Here is a 6,115-nt window from a genome sequence, read left to right as displayed (position 1 = left end):
ATTTCGGCGAAACCTTTGACGCGCGTATCGCTCCGACGGTTTCCGCCGGCACAGAGGTCGTTGATTTCAACGATGCTCGCCTCGTCGCCCATGAAACGACGCCCGTTCGCGAACTCGACGCGCTGACCGCCGTCAAGAGCTGGACCGATGCCGAAGGCCGTACCGTCTTCGACTTCGCCCAGAACATCGGCGGCTATGTCGCGTTTTCGGTCAGCGGTTCGGCTGGTGCCAAAGTTACCGTTGAGCACGCCGAAGTGCTCGACAAGGACGGCAATTTTTACAACGTCAATTACCGTACCGCCGAAGCCACGATCACCTACACGCTGGCGGGGCAGGGGACGGAACAGTACCGTCCGCACTTCACCTTCCAGGGCTTCCGTTACGCCCGCGTCGCCATCGAGGGCGATGCCAAGCTCGTCGACATCAAGTCGATCCCGATCAGCTCGGTCACTGAGCAGAAGGCAACGTTCACCTCCGGCAACGAGCTGGTGAACCGCCTCTTCCTCAACACGCTCTGGAGCCAGCGTGGCAACTTCATCGAAGTGCCGACCGATTGCCCACAGCGCGATGAGCGCCTCGGCTGGACTGGCGACGCGCAGGTTTTTGCCGGCACCGCCGCCTATCTCGGCGAAGTGCAGGGCTTCTTCCACAAGTGGGTGCGCGACCTGATGGTCGACCAGCGCGAAGACGGCGCTGTCCCCCACGTTTGCCCTGATCCGACCCGCATGCAGCCGGAACACTATCCGGGCTTCTACGGCTCAACCGGCTGGGGCGACGCCATCTACCAGGTGCCGTGGCAGCTCTATCTCCACTATGGCGACACCGCGTTCCTCAAGGAAACGCTGCCGTCCATGATCAAGTGGGTCGATTTCGTCTGGTCGATTAGCGATGGCCCGATCGTGTCGCCGCCGCGCGAATGGGGCGCCCGTGGCTTCTCGTTCGGCGATTGGCTGCAGCCCAAGGGCCCGAGCGCCAAGCCGCTGCCGACCATCGGCGACGACGCTGCCGCGACCATCTATCTCTACATCGCCGCCAAGCAGGTTGCCGATATTGCCGCTCTCGTCGGCGAGACCGCGACCGCCACGCGCCTCGGCAAGATGGCTGAAGCCGTCAAGACCGCCTTTGCCAGCGAATTCATCACTGCCTCGGGCCGTCTTGCCTATGATGACCAGACTTCCTACGCCCTGGCCATCATCCACGACCTGATCCCGGCCGATAAGTACGAAGCAGCCAAGGGCTACTTCAAGAACACCATCGACCGCGCCGATCGCCGCATCGGCACCGGCTTCATCGGCACTCCGGCGCTGCTGCCGGCGCTGATCAAGATCGGCGAATGGGCTCTCGCCAGCGAAGTCTTCCTGCAGGAGGAAGTCCCAGGCTGGCTCTATCAGGTGAAGATGGGCGCAACGACCATCTGGGAACGCTGGGATGCGATCCAGGCCGACGGCTCGATCTACAATCCGCAGATGAACTCCTACAACCACTATGCCTATGGCGCCGTCTGCCAGTGGCTGCTGGAAGGAGTTGCCGGCTTCCGTCCGGACGAGAAGGACCCCGCGTTCAAGACCATCGTCTTCGAACCGCTGATCCTGCCCGAATTGTCCCCGGTCAAGGCCGATCACGACAGCCCGGCCGGCAAGATCCGCGCCGAGTGGACCATTACCGGTGAAGCGGTGCGCTACGAGATCGAAGTGCCGGCGGCAAGCCGCGGCGTTCTGCGCCTCGCTTCCACCTATCGCGACGCCACCCTTGATGGCCAGGCCATCACTGGCCAGGACACGGTTCTCTCGGCTGGCAAGCACGTCGTGACTTTCAACTACACAGCACCGAAGCGCGAGGAGCGCCAGAAGTCGCTGGTGAACGCCAACACGCCGTAAGGCGCGTATCCAATCTTTAACAGGGGCCCGCAAATGCGGGCCTCCCAGGGAGGTAGACTATGAAGACCAAATTTTTCGCCCTTACCGGCGCCAGCCTGCTCGGCCTGATGATGACGGCAAATGCCGTCAACGCCCAGCAGTCCGGCTACCTGTCGTTCCTCATCGACAACGGCCCGCAGTCGGTTGCCGTCGCTGAGGCATGGGTGGCCGCCTATACCGAAAAGAACCCCGACGTCACCATCGACATCGAAGTTCGCCCCGGTGGCGGCGAAGGCGACAACATCGTCAAGACCCGTCTCGCCACCGGCGCGATGGCTGACGTGTTCTTCTACAATTCGGGCTCGCTGTTCCAGGCGATCAACCCGGTCCAGAATCTGCTGCCGGTGACCAACGAACCGTGGCAGGCTGGCATCCAGGACAGCTTCAAGTCGGTCGTTTCGGCTGGCGGCGAAGTCTATGGCACGCCCTTCGCTCCGGCCATGGGCGGCGGCATCTTCTACAACAAGCCGATCTATGAAGAGCTTGGCCTCGAAATTCCCAAGACCTGGGAAGAGTTCATGGCCAACAACGAAAAGATCAAGGCAGCCGGCAAGACGGCCGTGATCCAGACCTATGGCGACACCTGGAGCAGCCAGCTGTTCGTTCTGGCCGACTTCTACAACGTCCTGGCCGCCGTTCCTGATTTTGCCGAGAAGTACACCGCCAACGAAGCCAAGTTCGCGACCACCCCGGCTGCCCTGCGTGGCTTTGAAAAGCTGCAGGAAGTCTACGAAGCCGGCTTCCTCAATGCCGATTTCGGCGCTGCGACCTATCCCGATGGCCTGCGCATGGTCGCAACCGGAGAAGGCGCTCACTATCCGATGCTGACCTTCGGCATCGGCGCCATTGCCGAAACCGTGCCGGATCACCTCAAGGACGTCGGATTCTTCGCCCAGCCCGGCGACAGCGCCGACAGCAACGGCCTGACCACCTGGATGCCGGACTCGATCTACATCGCCAAGTCCACGTCCAGCCCGGACCTCGCCAAGGATTTCGTCGGCTTCATCGGTTCGCCGGCCGGCTGCGATATCCGCAACGAAGCCGTGGGCGCCACCGGTCCGTACATGATCGCCGGTTGCGAACTGCCGGCCGACGTGCCGCCAGCCGTGTCCGACATGCTGCCCTACTTCCAGGAAGGCGGCCACAACGGTCCGGCTCTCGAGTTCCTCTCGCCCATCAAGGGCCCGGCTCTCGAGCAGATCACGGTTGAAGTCGGTTCGGGCATCCGCTCGGCTGCCGATGGTGCCGCTCTCTACGACGAAGACGTGCGCAAGCAGGCGCAGCAGCTCGGCCTTGCCGGCTGGTAATCGTCTCTGACCCTGCTTAGGCTCCGGAGGGCCCACCCTCCGGAGCCGCAACGCATTGCGAGGTTCCCCCATGACAGCAGCAGCTGTTCCTGCGCTGAAGATGCAGCGTAGGTCCCTTTACCCCGGCTGGTTCTACGCCCCGGCCGCAGTGGTCTATTCCGTGCTGTTCCTGGCACCGACCTTTGCGTCGCTCTATTTCAGCCTGACGCGCTGGACGCTTTTCGATGCCACCTTCATCGGCTTCGACAACTTTGCCCAGTTCTTCCGCGAACCCTTCCTGATCCAGGGCCTGGTCAACACGGTGATCTACGCCGTGATCACCTCCGGCCTGAAGGTCGTCATCGGCATGGCTCTGGCGGTGATGCTGACGAGCCAAATCATGGCCCGTGGCTATCTGCGCTCGGTTATCTTCTTTCCGGTCCTGGTATCCACCATCGGCGTCGGCATGACCTTCACCGTGCTGATGCACCCGACGCTGGGCATGATCAACCAGACCCTCGCCATGTTCGGCATTGCCGGTCCCGGGTGGCTCGTCGATCCCAAGCTGGCACTGTTCTCGGTAGCCCTCGTCGACGTCTGGAAGGGCGTTGGCCTTGCCACCGTCATCTACATTGCCGGTCTTGTCGCCATCCCCAAGGATTACTACGAAGCCGCCCGCATTGACGGCGCCACCAAGCTGCAGAACTTCTTCTACGTGACCCTGCCGCTCAGCCGCCCGGCGACCGCGACTGTCATTACGCTCTCCTTCATTGGCGGCCTCAGAACCTTCGACCTCATCTGGGCCATGACCAAGGGCGGTCCGGGCTTTGCGTCCGACACCGTCGCCTCGGTGATCTACAAGCAGTATCAGGCGGGCTTCTATGGCCTCTCGACGGCCGGCAACGTCGTGCTGTTCGTCCTCATCGCCGTGCTTGTCGTGCCGCTGACCATGTTCCTCAATCGCAAGCAGGGTCACGAATGAGATCGCGCGCTTCCTTCCTTGGCGGCGTCGCCGCCATCGCCGCCACCTTCGTGGTCTTTGTGATCCCGTTCCTGTTCATCCTGCTGATGGCCTTCAAGGACAAGCAGCAGTCTGCCCTGCGCGACTTCTCCTGGCCGAACGGGTTCCACCTGTTCACGAACGTCTATGAGGTGATCAAGACGCGGAACTGGATGATGGTCACGGCCTTCATCAATTCCTCGCTGATCACCGTCATCAGCGTCACGCTTCTTATTGTGCTCGCGGCCATGGTCGGCTTCGTTCTGGCCCGCCGCAAGACCAAGTGGAACGGCACGATCGAGTTCCTGATCCTCGCCGGCCTGATGATCCCGCCCGCCGTGGTGCCGACTATCTGGCTGCTGCAGGGCCTGAAACTGTTCGGCACGCTGCATGGCATGATCCTCATCCAGGTGGCTTACAATCTGTCGTTCTCGATCATCCTCTACCGTGCCTTCATCGCCACCATCCCGCGCGAGCTGGATGAAGCTGCGGTGATCGACGGGGCCCGTCCGCTAGATGTGTTCTTCCGCGTGATCCTGCCGCTGCTCTGGCCGGTGACGGTGACCAATATCGTGGTGCAGTCGGTCGGTATCTTCAACGATTTCACTAACCCGCTCTACTACCTGCCGGGCAACCAGAACGCGACCGTGCAGCTGACGCTCTACAATTTCCAGAGCCAGTTCAGCACGGCCTACAACCTGCTCTTTACCAACATCCTGCTCATCACCATCCCGCCGCTGATCGTCTTCATGTTCTTCAACCGGCAGATCGTCGCCGGCATGACGGCCGGCGCGGTCAAGGGCTAGCCGATGCGCAATTCAATGACATTCTCACGCGAGGAGATCTGACCCATGGCTGGCTTGGAACTCAAGAATATCCAGAAGACCTACGGCAAGGTCGAAGTCATCAAGGGCGTGGACCTGTCCATTGAGGACGGCCAGTTCGTAGTCTTCGTCGGTCCCTCGGGCTGCGGCAAGTCGACGCTGCTGCGCATGATCGCCGGCCTCGAAGACATCACCGGCGGTGAACTCTACATTGGCGACAAGCTCTGCAACGCCGTCGAGCCGCGCGACCGTTCCATCGCTATGGTCTTCCAGTCCTATGCGCTTTATCCGCATATGACGGTCTACGACAATGTCGGCTTTGGCCTGAAACTCGCCAAGACGCCTAAGGACATCCGCGACCAGAAGATCCGCGAAGCTGCCCGCATCCTGAAGATGGAACACCTGCTCGATCGCAAGCCGGGCCAGCTTTCCGGCGGCCAGCGTCAGCGTGTCGCCATCGGCCGCGCCATCGTGCGAAAGCCCGAAGTCTTCCTCTTCGACGAACCGCTGTCCAACCTTGACGCAGCGCTGCGCGTCGATACGCGAATGGAGATCGCAAAGCTCCATGCCGATCTCGGCGCGACCATGATCTACGTGACTCACGATCAGGTCGAAGCGATGACTCTGGCCGATAAGATCGTCGTGCTCGACGCAGGCGTCGTGCAGCAGGTTGGCAGCCCGATCGAGCTCTATCAGCGCCCGACCAATCTCTTCGTTGCCGGCTTCATCGGCTCGCCGAAGATGAATTTTGTCGAAGTCACCGTTGAAGCGATCGAGACCGATGCCATCGTCGTCTCCAGCAAGGACGTTGCCAGTCTCCGCGTGCCGGCAACCTCTGCCGGCGTTCAGGTCGGCGACAAGCTGACCCTCGGCATTCGCCCGCATGATCTGGTGCCCGCCAACAACGGCGCCATCGTCGGCCGCGTCAGCCTCGTCGAACGCCTTGGCAACGAGACAATCGTCAACCTCGAGCTGTCCTCCGGCACCGCCTGGCTCGCCGTCCTCGAAGGCGATCAACCCCTCCGCGTCGGCGAAAGCCTGGCGCTCGCGGCCGAGCCGACCAAGGCGATGCTCTTCGACAAGGACGGG

5 protein-coding genes are annotated in these 6,115 nt (G+C 61.9%); all 5 read left to right on the top strand.

Annotation, left to right across the window (positions count from 1 at the left end; all coding sequences use genetic code 11):
- Positions 1-1,877: family 78 glycoside hydrolase catalytic domain (locus J0I64_RS22325; RefSeq protein WP_291412455.1), on the top strand; the 1,877-nt coding region annotated here is incomplete at its 5' end.
- A gap of 59 nt (positions 1,878-1,936) precedes the next feature.
- Positions 1,937-3,223, top strand: coding sequence for an extracellular solute-binding protein (locus tag J0I64_RS22320; RefSeq protein ID WP_291412453.1), 1,287 nt, complete (start codon positions 1,937-1,939; stop codon positions 3,221-3,223).
- A gap of 70 nt (positions 3,224-3,293) precedes the next feature.
- On the top strand, positions 3,294-4,184 hold the full coding sequence (locus J0I64_RS22315) for a carbohydrate ABC transporter permease (protein WP_291412450.1): 891 nt from the start codon (positions 3,294-3,296) through the stop codon (positions 4,182-4,184).
- Positions 4,181-5,008, top strand: coding sequence for a carbohydrate ABC transporter permease (locus J0I64_RS22310; protein WP_291412448.1), 828 nt, complete (start codon positions 4,181-4,183; stop codon positions 5,006-5,008). The genes J0I64_RS22315 and J0I64_RS22310 overlap by 4 nt, the downstream gene beginning before the upstream one ends.
- 45 nt (positions 5,009-5,053) lie before the next feature.
- The coding region (ugpC, locus tag J0I64_RS22305; protein WP_291412446.1) for a sn-glycerol-3-phosphate ABC transporter ATP-binding protein UgpC at positions 5,054-6,115 on the top strand (1,062 nt) is incomplete at its 3' end.

The sequence above is a fragment of the Devosia sp. genome, from assembly GCF_017307565.1.
Lineage (GTDB): Bacteria > Pseudomonadota > Alphaproteobacteria > Rhizobiales > Devosiaceae > Devosia.
The sequence above is the reverse complement of the archived record's forward strand: the minus strand, read 5'-3'. Positions and strand labels throughout refer to the sequence as shown.

Bases quoted from the DNA above. Each gene is read 5' to 3' on its own strand.
- J0I64_RS22320 (WP_291412453.1), top strand. From the start codon at position 1,937: ATGAAGACCAAATTTTTCGCCCTTACCGGCGCCAGCCTGCTCGGCCTG.
- J0I64_RS22315 (WP_291412450.1), top strand. From the start codon at position 3,294: ATGACAGCAGCAGCTGTTCCTGCGCTGAAGATGCAGCGTAGGTCCCTT.
- J0I64_RS22310 (WP_291412448.1), top strand. From the start codon at position 4,181: ATGAGATCGCGCGCTTCCTTCCTTGGCGGCGTCGCCGCCATCGCCGCC.